This window comes from Paenibacillus sp. JT22N1, assembly GCF_059692155.1.
In genome coordinates this window covers 93,396-109,648 of the sequence record NZ_JCAUAW010000004.1, presented here as the reverse complement: position 1 = coordinate 109,648, position 16,253 = coordinate 93,396, and the positions used below count along the sequence as shown (strand labels likewise).

Sequence of the window (16,253 nt, the reverse complement as noted above, 5' to 3'; positions counted from 1 at the left end):
GTTTTATGTTTAAAAAACTGATGTTAAATGCAAGTATTATGTTGATTGGCTCTATGCTTCTCACGGGTATCGCCAGCGCCCACGTTACTGTATATCCGAAAGAATCCACTCAAGGCAGCTACGAGAAATTTACGGTACGTGTGCCTTCAGAGAAAGACATTCCTACTGTGAAAGTAGAAGTGAAATTCCCTATGGATGCTGTAGCTGTTTCTCGGTTCGAGCCCAAAGCAGGTTGGACCTACGAGCTAGCTAAAGATACAGCTGGTAAAATTACAGGTGTCACCTGGAAAGCTACCGGAGATGGACTTGCTAGTACTGAATTCGGTGAATTCAATATGCAAGGCAAGGTAGCGGATGCGGCTACCGAGATCGTGTGGAAAGCGTACCAAACCTATAAGGATGGCAGCGTAGTTGAATGGGTTGGCGCTAATGGATCTGACAAGCCTGCTTCTGTAACGACAGTCAAAGCCAAATCAGCAGCCGGTGCTACGACAGATAGCCACGGACAGGTAATTGCTGGTAGCGGTGCAGCTAGCAGCACATCATCCAACACTTCCCTCTACCTCTCCATTGCTGCAGTCGTACTTGGAGCTTTATCCCTGATCGTGTCGCTTACAAAAAAGCGTAAATAATAAAAAAGGCCTTGAGCTCTCTGTGATAATAACAGATAACTCAGGGCCTTATTTATTTCCTTAAGCTTGTTTTCTTTGGTAGATTCGGAAGTAGTATTCGTAAGGATTTTTCTCGTTCCGTTCGCCTTGTTCACTGGATACCAAGGTCCATTCGGACAAGTCTAGCTCGGTCATAAACGTATCCGCTTCAAACTCATGCTCGATGTGCGTAATATACATGCGGTCCACGACGGAAGTAAACAGCCGGAAGATTTCCGCCCCGCCGATGACGAACAGTTCCTGATCATGGAAGGTGTCCACCGCTTCTTGCACAGAGTGAATGACTTCACAGCCTTCCACATGGAACTGTGGATTTTGAGTGAGAATGATGTTACGTCTGCCCGGTAACGGCTTGCCAATGGAATCATACGTCTTCCGCCCCATAAGAATAGGGTGACCCATTGTCACGGATTTGAAAAACTTCAGATCCCCTGGTAAATGCCAAGGAAGTGTATTATTCACACCGATGGCTCGGTTGCGATCCATTGCAAAAATAAATGAAATACTCATGACTGAGCCCCTCCCTTCTTCACATGCGTTTATACAGCCACAGGCGCTTTAATCGTTGGATGCGGATTGTAATCCAGCATTTCAATGTCACTAACGTCAAAATCAAATATAGAAGCGACATCCTTGTTCAGCTTGAGCGTTGGAAGATCTCGCGGCTCGCGGCTGAGCAGGGTTTGAATTTGATCCATATGATTCGTATAAATATGGGCATCTCCGATCGTATGGACGAACTCACCGACACCTAACCCGCATTCATGTGCAATAAGATGCGTTAGCAGTGCATAGCCAGCGATATTGAAAGGTACGCCGAGGAAAGTATCTGCGCTGCGTTGATATAATTGGCAGGACAGCTTGCCCTCCGCCACATAGAACTGAAACAAGGTATGACAAGGCGGAAGCGCCATACTGGGTACGTCCTCCGGATTCCATGCAGATACGATGAGACGCCGAGAATCAGGGTTCGTTTTGATCATATGAATAACCTCTTTGAGCTGATCAATCGTGCCTCCCTGCGTTGTCGTCCAATCCCTCCATTGTTTGCCGTAGACATCCCCTAGCTCACCGTATTGTTTGGCAAACTCGTCATCCTCGAGCACCTTTTTCACAAACGCGTCCATTTGCTCATCGTATTGAAGCTTGAAGGTCTCGTCTTGCTGTGAGCGTAACCCGAAATTACTCATATCCGGTCCCGAATAATTCGCGCTCTCCACCCATTTCTTAAAAGCCCATTCATTCCATATGTGGTTATTATGTAGTAACAGATAACGAATATTCGTATCGCCTTTAATAAACCACAACATTTCACTAGCGATTAAGCGAAAAGGCACCCTTTTTGTCGTCACCAAAGGAAATCCTGCCGCAAGATCGAAGCGCATCTGTCTGCCAAATACTGAAATTGTCCCTGTCCCTGTTCTATCTTCCTTTTTCGTACCATTGGTAAGAATATCTTGTAATAGTTCCTGATAGGCTTTCAAGCTTACGAACCTCCATCTCTATGATACACATGTATTTATCTATTTTACCCGTAACTCCACCAAATTCCAATGGTGTTGAGGATGCATTTTGCGTGCGTATATGGTACATTTCTAATGAAAAATACAAGAGGTTCGCAAACTCCCTCTCTAAAAAACTATGAAATGAGGAAACACCCATGTCAGCAGGTAGAAGCAATGAAGATTTGAAAGAGATTACCTTATTAGGCAATCAAGGAACCAAGTATGTGTTCAACTATGATCCAACTTTATTAGAAGCATTCGATAACAAGCACCCGAATAGGGATTACTTTGTTAAGTTTAATTTCCCTGAATTCACTAGCTTGTGTCCAGTAACAGGACAGCCGGATTTTGCTACACTCTACATCTCCTATATTCCAAATATTAAAATGGTTGAGAGTAAATCACTTAAGCTGTACTTGTTCAGTTTCCGGAATCACGGTGATTTCCACGAGGACTGTGTCAATATTATTATGAATGATTTGATCGAGCTGATGGCGCCTCGTTATATCGAGGTTTGGGGCAAATTCACCCCGCGCGGCGGCATTTCTATCGATCCTTACTGCAATTGGGGTCAACCAGGTACGAAGTTCGAAGCGATGGCTGAGCATCGATTGATGAACCATGACCTCTATCCGGAAAAAATCGATAATCGCTAATTAGCTGATTATATGGATTAAGCTTAGTCAATCCTTAGGATTGAATAGGCTTTTTTTTTCTAAACTATTTAAGCTGATAGAAAAGTCCGTTTGAATCGGACCATTCTGCAAAAAGAACCCGTTCATGATGGCTGATTCCACTCAGCTGCAAAAGCTGCTTCAGCCACTCCGGGTCACGGCCGAGACGCTCCAGTGCTGCTTCATTGATACTCCCATTCTCAATAATACTTTCCGGCAGGCAGACCCTTTTCTTAGGGGAATCTGCCTCCCCATTGTTTTGGCTTGCCGGATCATTTTGGCGGAGCACGCTAATGCTGCCATTCGTCTCGAACAACGCGTAGGCGACTTCCCTCATAGAGAACACATTATTTTCCCGCAGCAGCATACTAAGTTGAGCAAAGTCCAAATTGTTACGCTTCATCGCCTTGAAGTCAATAACCCCATCACGAATCACTAAATCGGGTGTTCCTGATGCATATCGTGAAATCCAAGGAACGGTCCATATAAACTTCTCGAGGCCAAGTGCAAGCAGCGTCCAGATCACAAGTGCGAATACAAGATGGCTAAGATGAACATTGTCATCATAAATCGTATTTCCAACTAACTCACTGAGCATTAAGGAGGAGACAAAATCAAAAGCCGTAAGCTGAGAAATCTCTTTCTTTCCCAGAAGTCGTGTCATGATCAGCAATCCAACCAAAGCAACAACCAACTTTACGGCTATGCTCACATACATAGTAATTCCCATCACTAACACTCCCAGATCTGTCACTTAAAATTGTAGCCCCTTACAAGTATGACCCTTACAAAGGCAAAGTGATTGTGACAGTCGTACCGACGCCTTCCTCACTTTCGTAGTTCATTTCCCCATTCATCGTTTCTATAATCCGAATGCTAACCGCTGTCCCTAACCCGGTTCCAACATCTTTCGTTGAATAGAACAAATTACCGATACGAGAGAGCTGATCTTTCGTCATTCCCTTGCCATTATCAATAACCTTGATTTCGGCTCGGCCAACCAATCTTTTTAAGCTTACCTGTACCTCTCCGTTGACCGGCGTCGCTTCAATGGCATTTTTAATCACATTTACCAAGGCTTGCTGCAATTGTCCACGATCGGAAAAGATATAAATATTGTCCTCAAGATTGACAGTAATCTCAACACTATTCTTCATCGCCATTGGCGTTAGAAGCACAATAATGTTGTTTAATACGTCAGAAAATGAAAAAGTTTCTAATTTGGTTAGTTTTGGCTTGGAAAAATTTAAGTAATCATTAATAATCGATTCTGCTCTCGCTAGCTCTTCCATGGCAATATTCAGGTATTGTTGATTCTTCCCTTGCTCATTCGGGCGCATAAGCTGCAGAAACCCTTGAACAACAGTTAACGGATTACGAACCTCATGTGCGATGGATGCAGCTAACTCGCCAAGCGTTTTCATTTTTTCAGCTTTTTGAATTTGAACTTTCATTTTAAATCGTTCTTCATGTAATTCTTGCAGCATGGATGATAACCAGGCTCCTAAAACTAGGAGTATGCCAAATGATATCATAGCAGGAATTATAGCTAAATCAAACGATTCAAAACCTTTGTAAAGAGACACATAGCTCATCAAAATGAGCAGCATCACCAGTAACGGACTTAGCGAAACCAATATAGATGCCTTTATTCGTGAGCTTCCTGTTAATCCTTTCATTTTGTAAGAAGCTACAAATGGGATAATAAAACTGAGTGTCATGCTGATGTACCCAAATATAAGCGCATCTCCACCAAGATACGTACGCATGAGTAATATCATAATAAAATTAATAAGGCCTGCTAAGGGTCCCCAATAAATGTTCGAAATGACAAGGGGAACATAACGTAAGTCCCAGTACAAATCAAGTTCATAGTAAGAAAATAATAAGCAAAGTGAAGAGGCTATTCCATAAAGCAATCCCATCACGATCGGTGACTGAGCATAGCGCCATCGCTCTCCAAAGACACTTTGTAATAAGACAGGAGCAAGGACGATTAGGATGTTCAAGAATAATTTTTCTAATAACATAGCTTACACTGCTCTCCCCTCAATCCATTCCTTTCATTGTTTCTGCAAGGGTAAGCGTTATCCTTTTTTTAACAGGGGAAAAATGTTAAAAAGGCTGCAACTGAAGCAGCATCCTACACTGCCGTTCAGTTATAGCCTTGATAGACTCTTTTTTAACAAATACACGTCTTCTTCTTCGTTCCTACTCGGCCCATCGATTCCACTTTATGAATATATTCACTCGCGAGCGGTACTTTACAAGCCGTTTGACCGACGTCGACATGAACCTTGCCGATCTCTTTAGCTACTTCCGTCGCAGCTTCAAATAGAGGAAAACAATACGCACCCACCGTAATGACGAAGGTGTTCATTGTATATCTAACGCGATTTCTTTCCGCATGAATCGTAGTTCTCACTTGCTCCAACAGCTGCGCAATTTCGTGAAGGTCGAGCTTCTCATCGGGTGTGATACTAATATAGTTTGCATAAGTACTCCACCCGCATGTGGCAATTAATTCTTCGGGAGATTGCAGCCATTCCCGCGCCAATTGGGGCGCGCTGCTGCTTTCTGCAGCTACGCCCGCTACCGTATATTCGGTAAGCATATACCAATAGGCGTGCTTCGCCCAATTCTGAAGTTTTTGCTTCGTCATTGTTTTGGGATCAATGGAGAGTCCGGCCAAATACATCGCATCCGTATTACCTGAATCGTACAGAGCGAGGGTTAACTCACGGTCCTTTTTGACGAATTTGACCAGCTTCTTCAGATCGCCTACTTTTACTCCGAAAAAAGGCTCCTGCGCACCATGCCGAAGCAACGTTTTCTTCGTTTGCTCGCTTCCGAGCTCCTCTAGGTTAATCATTATCTCTTCAAATGTCATAGACTCACCACTAAACATTCATTTTTCCGTATTGTATCATAGGGCAGATCTTGATGTGAAATTCCTTCGCCTTCAATTTTTGCACAACGTAAAGAGTCGGGAGGGAAAACTCGCCGACTCTTTATCAGTTAGTAGCTTTATTTGTCCTTGTCTTTCTCTTTATCCTTTTCGCTGCCTCTCATCACAATGAGCTTGTATGTTTTAGTGGAGTTATCCTCAGCAGTCACCTGAACTTCAATCGTGTTCTTACCCTTTTTCAAGTGAATAACATCAGATGCTGCTCCACTTACAACTACTTCTCCGTTTACCGTTACCTTTGCCCGACTATCTGCAACAGTTGGCGTGACGGTGATCTTACTGGTTCCATTTGACACCGATGCCGTGTATGCTGTTACGTTCTCTTCGAATACCGGACTTAATGTTCCCGCACTAATCGTCACACTGCTTAGATTCGCATTGTTTGATAACAGCCGAGTTACTGTCAGTCGATATGTCTTTGTAGAATGATCTTCGGCCGTAACAACAATGTCGATCCTATTTTCGCCGACATTTAGCTGAATGTCACTGGAAGCCTCTCCACTTACGACTAATGCTCCGTTCACCGATATCTTCGCTTGGCTGTCTGCAGCCGTTGGATGGATGCTAATTTGAGCTATCTCATTAGGCACACTTGACGTATATTCGGTTACAGCTGCATCAAATGCAGGACTTAATGTACCTGCACGGATTGCCAAACCGCTTAAGGAGTTGTCGGTCGATGGCCATATTTCCGTAGCCGTCACACCAGCTGCCTTTTCATAATTGGTCCCGATATTGTTTAAGAAATTCTTACTGACCGTAATGTTTGAGCCTGCCTGCAGTTGAATCCCATTCGTATTTCCTGTTAGCGTATTCCCTGTAATTTGTACGTTTTGAGGATCTCCCTGTCCCACACTATTGGCATTTTGGTCACCATTGTCGTGTTCGAGCAGAATTCCCCAGTAATTGCCCGCTGTATTATTGCGAATTAGATTATTGATAATCCTAGTACCTGGTCCGTTTAAAATGTTGATCCCAACGCCGTTATTGACAGTTGTTGTGTTTTCAATTGTGTTATGCTCAATCAACGTATCCGGCGTACCCATCGTAACGACAATGCCTTCACGTGAGTTTCGAATGACATTGTCATGAATATAGTTATTAGGCCCCGTTTTGCTATGGTTGCTTGGCGCTGTACCACCTGTGTTTCCAAGTCCTATGCCACCGCCGGTAAAGATGTTTTCTATCGTATTCCCGTAAACTTCGTTCAGGTACTCGAGCTCACCATGAAGATCAATAGCATCCAATTTGGTATTAGTATAGTAATTATTTCTCAGAACGTTATTGTGCGCTACATTTTGGATGAGGGATCCATGGCGCAAATACGGCCCTTCAAACGTAGAATTTTCCACCACATTCCAATACGTATCATTATCAAAACCGAGCCTGTCGACCTTCGGCATTCCTTGAATGGATGTTCCATAACCTGCTCCGCCGCCACCGAGATCGGTTGCATTGCGGAATGTACTGCCGCGAACTACTACATCATGGCTGTTCTCGATCCGAATCGCCATCCGTCTAAACCGTTCAACAGTAACCTGATCAACTGTCACGTTATAGGATGGATTCTCACCATAGTTCGCTATAGCAATCATACTGTCGGGTCCCCCGGCCTCTGGATTATTCGTAGTATGCTCTAAGGAAAATGTACGATTCCAAGTGGAGGTTACTGTCAGGTTCGAAACGACAATATCGTGTTGATTGGATGATTTCAAGACAGAACTATTCTTGACGTCGTCAATACTTGATTTCAAAAGAGTGCCAGTTTGGCTTTCTCCTCTTACATTCACTCCGGATTTGAGTTTAATGTTAATAAACCCGTCAGGCGATGTTTTCAAATTATACACACCATTCGGTAAAAAGACTTCATCGCCGAAAGCGGCAGCATTGATGGCATTTTGAATAGCTATCCGGTCATCTTGTTCATTATCCGCTGGGTCGGCGCCATAATCCACCACATTAATCGTATTTCCCGTTACAGAGTTAGGTGTATGCATGGCGTGCTCGGAACCATCTGGTTTCGTCAAGCCAGCCTTCGTGAAAGGAACTGTGCCTGGGGGAGCCGTAGGCGTAATATTCGGAACAATAGCAACCGGTGTATCTCCTGATAAAAAAGGAGGATAAATCATCACTTCCGTTAAGCTGGTAAAAGTACTGCCATCCGAGTTACCATGTCCTACTACTCTTAGGAAGCGAGCATTGGTATCTGGAAAATCAAACGCTTGCATGTTAACCGTACTCGCGCGGCTGCTGCCACTAAATACATTCGTCCATGTTGTAGCGTCATTTGAAGTTTGAATATCGATAAGTGTAGAACGTTGATCTCCTTTATAAAAAGCTATGCCCACGTACCCGATACTCTTCGTTTGCCCTAAGTCAAACATCACATATTGACCATCGCCAGAAGCTGACCAACGGCTGTATAAATTGTTATCCAGCGTATTGCTCTCTACATTTCCATCGCTGCTGCTAGCATTAACTTCCACAACCTGTAGGGGAGTAACAGGAGAAGTTAACGTTGTCGCGCTGTAAGTCAAGGGGGTTGAGGAATAGTTCCCAGCCGCGTCACCAGCGATGATCTTAAAGGTATAACTCGTATTTGGTGTTAATCCTTCGACGTTATAATACGTACTGCCATAAACGGTAGAAAGAACAGTGTCATTTTGATAGACCAAATAGTTGGTTACTAAGGTATCATCTGTAGCTGCTGGCCAGGTTAATTGGACAAAGTTCGTTCCCAGATTGCTTGACTTTAAGACAGCGTTTGATGGCCAAGTAGGCGGTGTATTATCACCTTGAACCACTCGTTTCACTACCAACTGCGGCTTAGGATTGGATGCTGTCGTTTCTTTGGAATACACATTAACCGATCTGCTTAAGCCTTGTGAATCACCGACAACGAAGGACACTGCGCCATCCGATAAATGGTGTCTTACATAGTCAGTCACGTCTACCGTATATAGAGCCGGCTTGGATATCGTATTAGGCTGAGTGACCGTAATTTGCCCGAGTTGAGTTAACTGAGCCAGATCCGTTTGGGGTGCTGTATTCCAAGTAATGGCTGCTTCCTGCCATGTAATATCGTTCTGAGCGAACACTTGTAAAGCTGTGTCCACGTCATTTGCACCGCTCCCCCTTTTTGCTGAGACCTGCAAATAATACTTGTATGCACTGTCCGAAACCGCAGCCACGTTAAATTTATAGTAGGCCTGTCTTTTGACCGTGCTGCTGGATAAAATGTTGTATATACCAGTTGTTGAGCTCGTTTTGGTATCAAAGTTAGTATCGGCGATTGCTGCATTCGTAGTGTCCATCGCGATAGCCGCATCCGCTGTAGGCAGTAGGGCAGCTACATCTACCTCAACATCAGTCGCTTTTCCTGGTGAAGGGATGAGGAGTAATGAGAAAACCATTGAAATCATTAACATCATGGCTAGCTTTCTTTGAATGAGATGAATTTTCATGTCAACAAGCTCCTTATTCTGTTTAATAGTAAAAATGATATGTAAGCGCATACAAATACCTTGTGACCATCATACTCTCTTTCATGCTAATTTTATTGTCATTTATTTAGGTCATAGAGGGGTATTATTGGGATTTGGCTGTCCTGCAGCAAGACTTGGGGAGTGATTATGCAAAAAGTATAGTCTAGCCTCAGGCGCGTTACATGCAAAAAGTGCAAAAAAAAGTCTTTTTCAGACGTTTCGCTCCACTTTCGCTCCACGGGTTGCCCTAAGCAGCTAAAAAAACCGATCCATGGGGATCGGCAATCGGAATCTTTTTTCTAAACTAATATTAAGGTTTCGTTTGGTGCACGGGCGGTTGAGGCTGTGGGCATTGCGGAAACGGTAGAATATCTCGAATTTGATTGAATGTATAATGTTTGGTAGCAAATTGGGTGTGGTATAAGTATTCGATCACGTAAATAGATCCACCTTGAATACTGCATAGAATACCTGAAGCACCAGTCCCGTCCATTAGGGATACACCTACTGGACTTCCGATCCATGCATACGCTTTGTGCTGTAATGACATAGGTCATCACCTCCTGAATTACCTTATGCGGCGAAGCGCCCAAGGGTTCAGTTTACTTCGCGCTTCTCCACCCGCACACGGCCAGAGAAGAACGTAGCGCCGCCGCCCATATCGGCTACTCGGTCAGGCGTGAGCGCGTTAACCAACGCTTTGTTCCCCGGCAAATCCGCCCAAAGCCCTTGGCTTACAACCACGCCCGGGAAAACATCCGAGCCAGCCGCTACAACTAATTCGCACTCTCCGCGATCATTCCAAACATGGGCAAGATCGCCACTGACCAAGCCTAATGCGGACGCATCCGCTTCATTCATATGAAGCTTCGGCGTTTTCTCCATTCGGATATGCTTCTCATTATGTGCAAACGTCGAATTCAGGAAGTTATGATTCGGTGCCGGAACGAACAAGAATGGCAGGTCACCTTCGTTAACGAGTGGCGTATATGTCGGTAGTGGGGGGAATCCTTTACTCTCCATCTCATGAGAATACAGCTCGATCTTCCCGCTCGGCGTCTTTAATTCCCCAGGGAATAATGGCTTAACATCCGCCTTGATAAACAGTTTTTCCAGCAGTGTTTCATATGATATGTTATTCAGAGCTGGGTTTCCAGGATGATCCAAAGCCTGGCGAATCAAAGCTTCATCAGTATCCCTCAAAGCTTCATCCTCATAGCCCATCTCCGCCGCCAACAATCGAAACACATCCACATTCGCTTTGCTTTCTCCATAAGGAGCCATGACGGGAAGCTGAAGGTGCACATATTGATGCCAATAGGAGCGGTAAAAGTCCATATTTTCAAAGGAGGACGTAGCAGGAAGCACTATGTCCGCGAACTTCGCTGTTTCAGTTAAAAACAGGTCATGAACTACCGTAAACAGATCTTCACGCTGAAGTCCCTCCCTCACCTTATTCGCATGAGGAGCAACTAACGCTGGGTTGGAATTGTACACATAAAGCGAACGAATAGGCGGATCAAGCTCCAGTAAGGCGCTCCCGAGTAAATTCATATTGATTTGTCGAGCTTCCTTCTTCCGCAAGTCGGGTCGCTGTAAGGCGGGAATATTGTGCTCCAAATAGCTGCCATTTCCTTTAATCGCGCCGCCGCCTTTTTGCAGCCACTGCCCCGTTAACGCTGGTAAGCAAGCTATGGTCCGCACACACATACCACCGTTATCATGGTGCTGAATTCCGTTCCCAATTCGAATAAAAGATGGCGAAGTCTGACCGTATAAGCGAGCTAAGCGGTAGATGTCGTGGACAGGTATGCCCGTTATTGTAGATACCACAGAAGGATCATATTGACGCACATGTTCCCTTAGCTCCTCATGCCCAGCGGTATATTGCTGCATAAACGCTCCATCTACTAAATTCTCATCAAACAAGATATGCATGATTCCGAGAGCAAGGGCAGCGTCTGTTCCTGGCAAAATCGGAATAAACCAATCCGCCCAGCGGCCTGTTTGGTTTTTGTGAGCGTCAATCACGATGATTTGCGCGCCATTCTTACGGGCTTTCTCAGCCAACATAACCTGATGCATATTCGTGCTGACCGCATTAATGCCCCACATGATGATCAGCTTGGCATGAACCGTATCCTCTGGGTCTGTCCCGAAGCTGCCACCCATCGTATACTTGTAGCCTTCAGTTCCTGCCGATTCACAGATCGAATACAGCAGCCGGCTCGCACCCATCCGATTGAAGAAGCGACGATCCATCCCTTCCGTCCCAATCCGCCCCATGTTGCCATAGAAGCTGTAAGGCAGAATAGACTCGGCCCCTTCATCTGCGATTAGCTGCTTCCAGCGACTTGTTATGGTTTCGATCGCTTCTTGCCAGGTAATTCTTTCAAATTGACTGCCTTCACCCTTAGGACCCACCCGCTTCATTGGATATTGCAGTCTTTTTTCATCATATATACGAGCCGTCATGTTGCGGACTTTATTGCAAATAGCCCCTTGTGTTACCGGGTGATTGGGGTCTCCCTCTATTTTAACGATCTTCCCAGCTTCTTTATGAAGCAGCAAACCGCATTGATCTGGACAATCCAGTGAGCATACGGATGGGAAAATGCCATTTTGTTCATCTCGCATTGTTGTAAGCATTCGGCACTCCTTTCAACACTTCAATTCTTTTTTACTATATACCGAAATGAAGCGAAGCGAAAGCCTCTTTGCATTTAGTACAACTGCTCCACAGCCCAATCCCCTTCCAACGGATCGCAGCTCACAAGGGGCAGCTTTAATGCCTTAATGGCTAATTGCAAATATTCACCTTTGAAACAAATTCCTTTGGATAATGGAAGTGATAGCTGCTGTAGAGCGTTCATATCTTTCGAATAAAAAGCAGCGTCCCATCTTACTTTAGCGATTATGCGTGCTGTAATTTCTGGGGGAATTCCTTTGGCCCTGGAAATAAGCTCAGCAGCTGCATAAGGATGATTACGGATAAACGCGTGGACCCGAACATGTGCTTTTAAGTAAGCAACTGCGTCTCCTTCATGATGTCGCGCCCAATTCTCATCAGCAACAATTCCCGTTAAATAATTCTCCCCCATTCCCTCTGGAAAAAGCACCTGACCTACGCCATGGTATTGAGTCAAGCTAATATACGGCTCCCACATGACACTTCCGGCAAGCTTCCGCTTCACAATCCCCGCCATGCACTCATCCATTTCTTTATGTTCAAAATGATTCTCATGATCTCCAAGCGATTGAAGCAGCTTCGATAAACGATAACCTGCACTCGATTGCGCTACCGATGAAAGCGGCCACTGGCAAATATCCGAAATATCGTTGATTTCCAGCCCTTTGCGCATAACGAGTGAAATCCCTTGCCCACCGGAGGTTTTGCCGTCAAAGGCGAGGAGAATAGGGCGAAATGAAGGCAGCGTCTGACTCAGTGATTGACTAAGTACAATCGGATAGTCTCCCAAGGAAGCAATCTGGATGCTCCCCCGATCAAGCCCTGCAAAAGCAACGTGCCGTTAGCTGCATCCAACCATTTTACATGCACAGAACGGCTAGGATTCACTAAGATGAGCTCTTCCTCCAACCAGCCAAGCTCTTTCATGATGAGCGCTGTCCACATATGAGCCGTTCCGCTTTGATAACCAACCGTTATCGTGGGCAGCTCCTTAGAAGTAACCGTTGTTGATGCGCCTGAGGCAAATGAAGGATTCTGTATGCGAAAAGAATGATGACGAACCCATTGCTCCAGTTCATTCTTATCAATTAAGATCTCTTTCCCTATTTTCACAAAAGGAAGCTGTTTTAACTTACGCCATCTGTCAAAGGTGGATCGGCTTACACCAAGCAAATCGATCGCATCATGCAAAGAAATGAGGTTGAATCGCTGGTTGGTCATGGTCATCGCGCCTCCTGCCGGGGTTAAGATGGTCATTCATCGTCATTCATGTTCATGTGTTTCCAATTCATTGACAGTTCGGTGGGCTGAGATTATATTTCATTATAGAAATATATTCATAGTAAGTCTATAGGAATTATATAATTTATGACCGGACCTCTGGAGATAACTTGGTTAGAAATCAATGAAAGTAAATTATCGTTAGGGGGAAATGAACATGACTCATTTTGCTAAAAAAGGCTGCACGACAGCCATCGTATTACTTCTTGCTTCCTCTTTACTATTGACAGCCTGCGGCAAAACAGAGGCGACTGCATCTGCGAGCGGCGGTGCACCTGAAGTAACTGAGCTTCGTTATCAGGGAGGTGTTGGCTCCGTGACTTTTCCAGAATTAGCTGATGATCTGGGGTACTTAGCTCCTTTGAAGCTGAAATTTATCGGCAACACGATTAGTGGTCCTCAAGATATTCAAGCCGTCGTTACGGGGGACACCGACTTCGGCGGAGCTTTTAATGGGGCTATCGTGAAATTGATATCTGCCAAAGCTCCGATTAAGCCAGTTATTGCTTATTATGGCGTCGATGAGAATACGTGGACGGGATATTACGTTTTGGATGGCAGCCCCATCAAATCTGCAAAGGATTTAATTGGCAAGAAAATTGCAGTGAATACGCTAGGCGCTCACCATGAATTCGTCATTAAGGAATACTTGCACAGAGCCGGCCTAACGACGGAGGAGATTAAGCAAGTAACGCTAGTTGTCGTACCGCCGGTCACAACGGAACAGACGCTTCGCGCGGAACAAATTGATGTAGCTGCCCTAGGCGGTGTACTGCGTGACAAAGCGCTGGAGCGCGGCGGCATTCATCCTTTGTTTAAGGATATCGATCTGTTTGGTACCTTTAGTGCCGGCAGTTACGTGCTGACTGATAAATTCATCAAAGCGAATCCGAATGCCTCGCGTAAATTTGTTGAAGCAACGGCCAAAGCCATTGAGTGGGCCCGCACAACACCACGGGATGAAGTTGTTGCTCGTTATGAGAAAATCATAAACGCACGAGGCAGAAAAGAAGATACTTCTATCGTGAAGTTTTGGAAAAGCACCGGCGTTGCTGGTAAAGGCGGCTTAATCTCCGACAAGGAATTCGATACTTGGATCCATTGGCTTGTAAACGAAGGCGTCATCAACGATGGGCAATTGAAGGTCAAGGGCTTGTACACGAATGAATTCAATCCTTTTGTGAATGAGAAAAAGTAACGAGCTAATGATGCCAGTTTCCGACTGGTGAAACCGTTAAGGAGGTGCTGCAAATGACAGCTAAAATAAGCATTCAGCATGTGCAGAAATCATTTCGAATCCAAAGAAACCTGGGGCATTTGAAAGAAGATTTACAGGCCATTTCCGCCCTAAAGGATATCAATTTGGAGGTGAAGAAAGGCGAGTTCATGGTCATCGTAGGCCCTAGCGGCTGCGGCAAATCAACATTGCTCGACTTACTTGCGGGTTTAACGAAGCCAAGCAGCGGGCAGATTTTGTTAGATGGCAAGGCCATTACAGGACCGAATCTGGATCGCGGCATCGTGTTTCAGCAGTATGCGCTTTTTCCGTGGAAGACGACGCTTGCGAATGTAGAGTTTGGCCTCGAAGCCAAAGGGGTGGGCCGCAAAGAACGCCGCAAAATTGCCCTAGAGTTCATTCATCTAGTTGGGCTTGCCGGCTTCGAAAACCGTTATCCTCATGAGATTTCAGGAGGCATGAAACAGCGGGTTGCGATCGCCAGAAGCTTGGCCTACGATCCTGAAGTGCTGCTGATGGATGAACCCTTCGCTGCGCTTGATGCGCAAACTCGTGAAACCCTGCAAAGCGAATTGCTGCGTATTTGGGAGACTACGAAAAAAACGATTATTTTCATCACGCATGGCATTGAAGAAGCAGTTTATTTAGGCCAGCGTGTCGCTGTAATGACCTCTCGTCCTGGGAGAATCAAGAAGGTCATTAATATCCCTTTTGAATCACGAAGAAGTGAAGACGATTTGCGATCTCATCCTGACTTCGTCAAGCTGCGCCATGAGGTGTGGGATTTGCTTAAAGACGAAGTAACGAGAGCCCAGGAACAAGAAATAGCCAAGAGCTTGGATGGCTTTGAGCACAATAAATCTGCGTTAAAAGGAGGCGTTATTAATGGCTAGTGTGAATGCGGGGAAAGCCTTGGTTCTTCGTGAAAAAGAAAGCTTTGATGTCGTCGGATGGTCCTTAGCGAAGTTAAGAAAACTCTTCAAAAATGCCATTGTCATCGTTGCCTTGCTTTTCGTATGGGAAGTGGCGCCTCGCGTAGGGCTCGTTGATCGAACGTTCTTCCCTCCGATTTCCGAAATAGCGGCTGCTTGGTGGCAGTTGCTGCTATCAGGTGATCTTACCGAGCATACGATAGCCAGCTTATCGCGTTCTTTAGGCGGATTTACGCTGGCAATCCTCATCAGCATCCCTCTTGGTCTCGCCATCGGTTGGTGGAAACCCGTATCGGAGTATCTCAATCCCTTGCTCGAATTATTGCGAAATACGGCCGCACTTGCCATACTTCCGGTTTTCATCCTATTACTCGGACTTGGTGAAACCTCGAAGATTGCCATCGTGCTGTATGCCTGCACTTTCCCGCTTCTACTGAACACCATTAGCGGCGTCAAAAATGTCGATCCACTTTTGATCAAATCAGCTCGTTCGATGGGTTTATCGCCAGTAAGCTTGTTTCGTAAAGTGATTATCCCTGCTGCAACTCCGACTATTTTCGTAGGCATTCGGCAGGCTGGAGCCGGTTCTATTCTAGTGCTCGTTGCCGCTGAGATGGTCGGTGCGAAGTCCGGTCTCGGTTACTTAATTCAATACACACAGTTCAGTTTTCAAATCACAAATATGTATGCGGGAATTATCTCTATTTCGGTTATTGGTTTAATCATTAATTACCTACTCGTTACGCTGGAGAAGAGATTAACAGGCTGGAAGCAAACCTATAGTGAGTAAAAAAATAAAAGGGTGCGTGAG

Annotated in this window: 15 protein-coding genes and 1 riboswitch; of the genes, 5 read left to right on the top strand and 10 right to left on the bottom strand. The window is 45.1% G+C overall.

Annotated elements, in window-relative coordinates; genetic code table 11:
• Nucleotides 1–5: 5 nt before the first annotated feature.
• Nucleotides 6–632 (top strand): YcnI family copper-binding membrane protein, encoded by a 627-nt coding sequence (locus AC58UU_RS09615; RefSeq protein WP_497315068.1) that lies wholly within the window; start codon nucleotides 6–8, stop codon nucleotides 630–632.
• A 60-nt stretch (nucleotides 633–692) separates the two neighbouring features.
• On the opposite strand, the gene AC58UU_RS09610 is transcribed toward AC58UU_RS09615, so the two are convergent.
• Both AC58UU_RS09610 and AC58UU_RS09605 read right to left on the bottom strand, forming a co-directional pair.
• Nucleotides 693–1,181, bottom strand: a complete 489-nt coding sequence (locus AC58UU_RS09610) for a dihydrofolate reductase (RefSeq protein ID WP_497315066.1) — start codon at nucleotides 1,179–1,181, stop codon at nucleotides 693–695.
• Between the two features lie 29 nt (nucleotides 1,182–1,210).
• Nucleotides 1,211–2,155 (bottom strand): thymidylate synthase, encoded by a 945-nt coding sequence (locus tag AC58UU_RS09605; protein ID WP_497315064.1) that lies wholly within the window; start codon nucleotides 2,153–2,155, stop codon nucleotides 1,211–1,213.
• A gap of 121 nt (nucleotides 2,156–2,276) precedes the next feature.
• Nucleotides 2,277–2,320, top strand: a riboswitch (PreQ1 riboswitch).
• 11 nt (nucleotides 2,321–2,331) lie between these two features.
• Here AC58UU_RS09605 and queF point away from each other — a divergent pair.
• Nucleotides 2,332–2,832, top strand: coding sequence for a preQ(1) synthase (gene queF, locus AC58UU_RS09600; protein ID WP_029198588.1), 501 nt, complete (start codon nucleotides 2,332–2,334; stop codon nucleotides 2,830–2,832).
• Between the two features lie 64 nt (nucleotides 2,833–2,896).
• On the opposite strand, the gene AC58UU_RS09595 is transcribed toward queF, so the two are convergent.
• From AC58UU_RS09595 to AC58UU_RS09560, 8 genes are all read right to left on the bottom strand, one after another.
• Nucleotides 2,897–3,580 (bottom strand): DUF421 domain-containing protein, encoded by a 684-nt coding sequence (locus tag AC58UU_RS09595; protein WP_497315062.1) that lies wholly within the window; start codon nucleotides 3,578–3,580, stop codon nucleotides 2,897–2,899.
• Between the two features lie 55 nt (nucleotides 3,581–3,635).
• Nucleotides 3,636–4,880 carry an ATP-binding protein gene (locus tag AC58UU_RS09590; protein WP_497315060.1) on the bottom strand — a complete coding sequence of 415 codons (1,245 nt, stop codon included), beginning with the start codon at nucleotides 4,878–4,880 and terminating at the stop codon, nucleotides 3,636–3,638.
• A gap of 152 nt (nucleotides 4,881–5,032) precedes the next feature.
• Nucleotides 5,033–5,740, bottom strand: coding sequence for a DNA alkylation repair protein (locus AC58UU_RS09585; RefSeq protein WP_497315059.1), 708 nt, complete (start codon nucleotides 5,738–5,740; stop codon nucleotides 5,033–5,035).
• A 137-nt stretch (nucleotides 5,741–5,877) separates the two neighbouring features.
• On the bottom strand, nucleotides 5,878–9,282 hold the full coding sequence (locus AC58UU_RS09580; RefSeq protein ID WP_497315058.1) for a cadherin-like beta sandwich domain-containing protein: 3,405 nt from the start codon (nucleotides 9,280–9,282) through the stop codon (nucleotides 5,878–5,880).
• A 331-nt stretch (nucleotides 9,283–9,613) separates the two neighbouring features.
• Entirely contained in the window at nucleotides 9,614–9,853 is a 240-nt protein-coding gene (locus AC58UU_RS09575; protein ID WP_497315056.1) for a hypothetical protein, read from the bottom strand.
• Nucleotides 9,854–9,900: 47 nt separating this feature from the next.
• Complete coding sequence (locus AC58UU_RS09570; protein ID WP_497315054.1) at nucleotides 9,901–11,952, bottom strand: molybdopterin oxidoreductase family protein; 2,052 nt, start codon at nucleotides 11,950–11,952, stop codon at nucleotides 9,901–9,903.
• A gap of 74 nt (nucleotides 11,953–12,026) precedes the next feature.
• Nucleotides 12,027–12,782, bottom strand: a complete 756-nt coding sequence (locus tag AC58UU_RS09565; protein WP_497315052.1) for a type 2 periplasmic-binding domain-containing protein — start codon at nucleotides 12,780–12,782, stop codon at nucleotides 12,027–12,029.
• The gene (locus tag AC58UU_RS09560; protein WP_497315050.1) at nucleotides 12,746–13,213 is read right to left on the bottom strand and encodes a helix-turn-helix transcriptional regulator; all 468 of its coding nucleotides are present in this window, start codon (nucleotides 13,211–13,213) and stop codon (nucleotides 12,746–12,748) included. The genes AC58UU_RS09565 and AC58UU_RS09560 overlap by 37 nt, the downstream gene beginning before the upstream one ends.
• A 217-nt stretch (nucleotides 13,214–13,430) precedes the next feature.
• Here AC58UU_RS09560 and AC58UU_RS09555 point away from each other — a divergent pair, with 217 nt between their 5' ends.
• From AC58UU_RS09555 to AC58UU_RS09545, 3 genes are read left to right on the top strand one after another with little or no spacing between them, the layout of a single operon-like run.
• On the top strand, nucleotides 13,431–14,471 hold the full coding sequence (locus AC58UU_RS09555; RefSeq protein WP_497315048.1) for an ABC transporter substrate-binding protein: 1,041 nt from the start codon (nucleotides 13,431–13,433) through the stop codon (nucleotides 14,469–14,471).
• A gap of 53 nt (nucleotides 14,472–14,524) precedes the next feature.
• Nucleotides 14,525–15,403 (top strand): ABC transporter ATP-binding protein, encoded by an 879-nt coding sequence (locus AC58UU_RS09550; protein ID WP_497315046.1) that lies wholly within the window; start codon nucleotides 14,525–14,527, stop codon nucleotides 15,401–15,403.
• The gene (locus AC58UU_RS09545) at nucleotides 15,396–16,232 is read left to right on the top strand and encodes an ABC transporter permease (RefSeq protein WP_497315045.1); all 837 of its coding nucleotides are present in this window, start codon (nucleotides 15,396–15,398) and stop codon (nucleotides 16,230–16,232) included. Before AC58UU_RS09550 ends, AC58UU_RS09545 begins: the two co-directional genes overlap by 8 nt.
• Nucleotides 16,233–16,253: the final 21 nt, after the last annotated feature.

Coding starts and splice junctions, on each gene's coding strand:
- AC58UU_RS09590 (WP_497315060.1), bottom strand. CDS start 4,880: ATGTTATTAGAAAAATTATTCTTGAACATCCTAATCGTCCTTGCTCCT.
- AC58UU_RS09570 (WP_497315054.1), bottom strand. CDS start 11,952: ATGCTTACAACAATGCGAGATGAACAAAATGGCATTTTCCCATCCGTA.
- AC58UU_RS09575 (WP_497315056.1), bottom strand. CDS start 9,853: ATGTCATTACAGCACAAAGCGTATGCATGGATCGGAAGTCCAGTAGGT.
- AC58UU_RS09545 (WP_497315045.1), top strand. CDS start 15,396: ATGGCTAGTGTGAATGCGGGGAAAGCCTTGGTTCTTCGTGAAAAAGAA.
- AC58UU_RS09580 (WP_497315058.1), bottom strand. CDS start 9,282: ATGAAAATTCATCTCATTCAAAGAAAGCTAGCCATGATGTTAATGATT.
- AC58UU_RS09555 (WP_497315048.1), top strand. CDS start 13,431: ATGACTCATTTTGCTAAAAAAGGCTGCACGACAGCCATCGTATTACTT.
- AC58UU_RS09595 (WP_497315062.1), bottom strand. CDS start 3,580: ATGGGAATTACTATGTATGTGAGCATAGCCGTAAAGTTGGTTGTTGCT.
- AC58UU_RS09610 (WP_497315066.1), bottom strand. CDS start 1,181: ATGAGTATTTCATTTATTTTTGCAATGGATCGCAACCGAGCCATCGGT.
- AC58UU_RS09615 (WP_497315068.1), top strand. CDS start 6: ATGTTTAAAAAACTGATGTTAAATGCAAGTATTATGTTGATTGGCTCT.
- AC58UU_RS09560 (WP_497315050.1), bottom strand. CDS start 13,213: ATGACCAACCAGCGATTCAACCTCATTTCTTTGCATGATGCGATCGAT.
- queF (WP_029198588.1), top strand. CDS start 2,332: ATGTCAGCAGGTAGAAGCAATGAAGATTTGAAAGAGATTACCTTATTA.
- AC58UU_RS09585 (WP_497315059.1), bottom strand. CDS start 5,740: ATGACATTTGAAGAGATAATGATTAACCTAGAGGAGCTCGGAAGCGAG.
- AC58UU_RS09550 (WP_497315046.1), top strand. CDS start 14,525: ATGACAGCTAAAATAAGCATTCAGCATGTGCAGAAATCATTTCGAATC.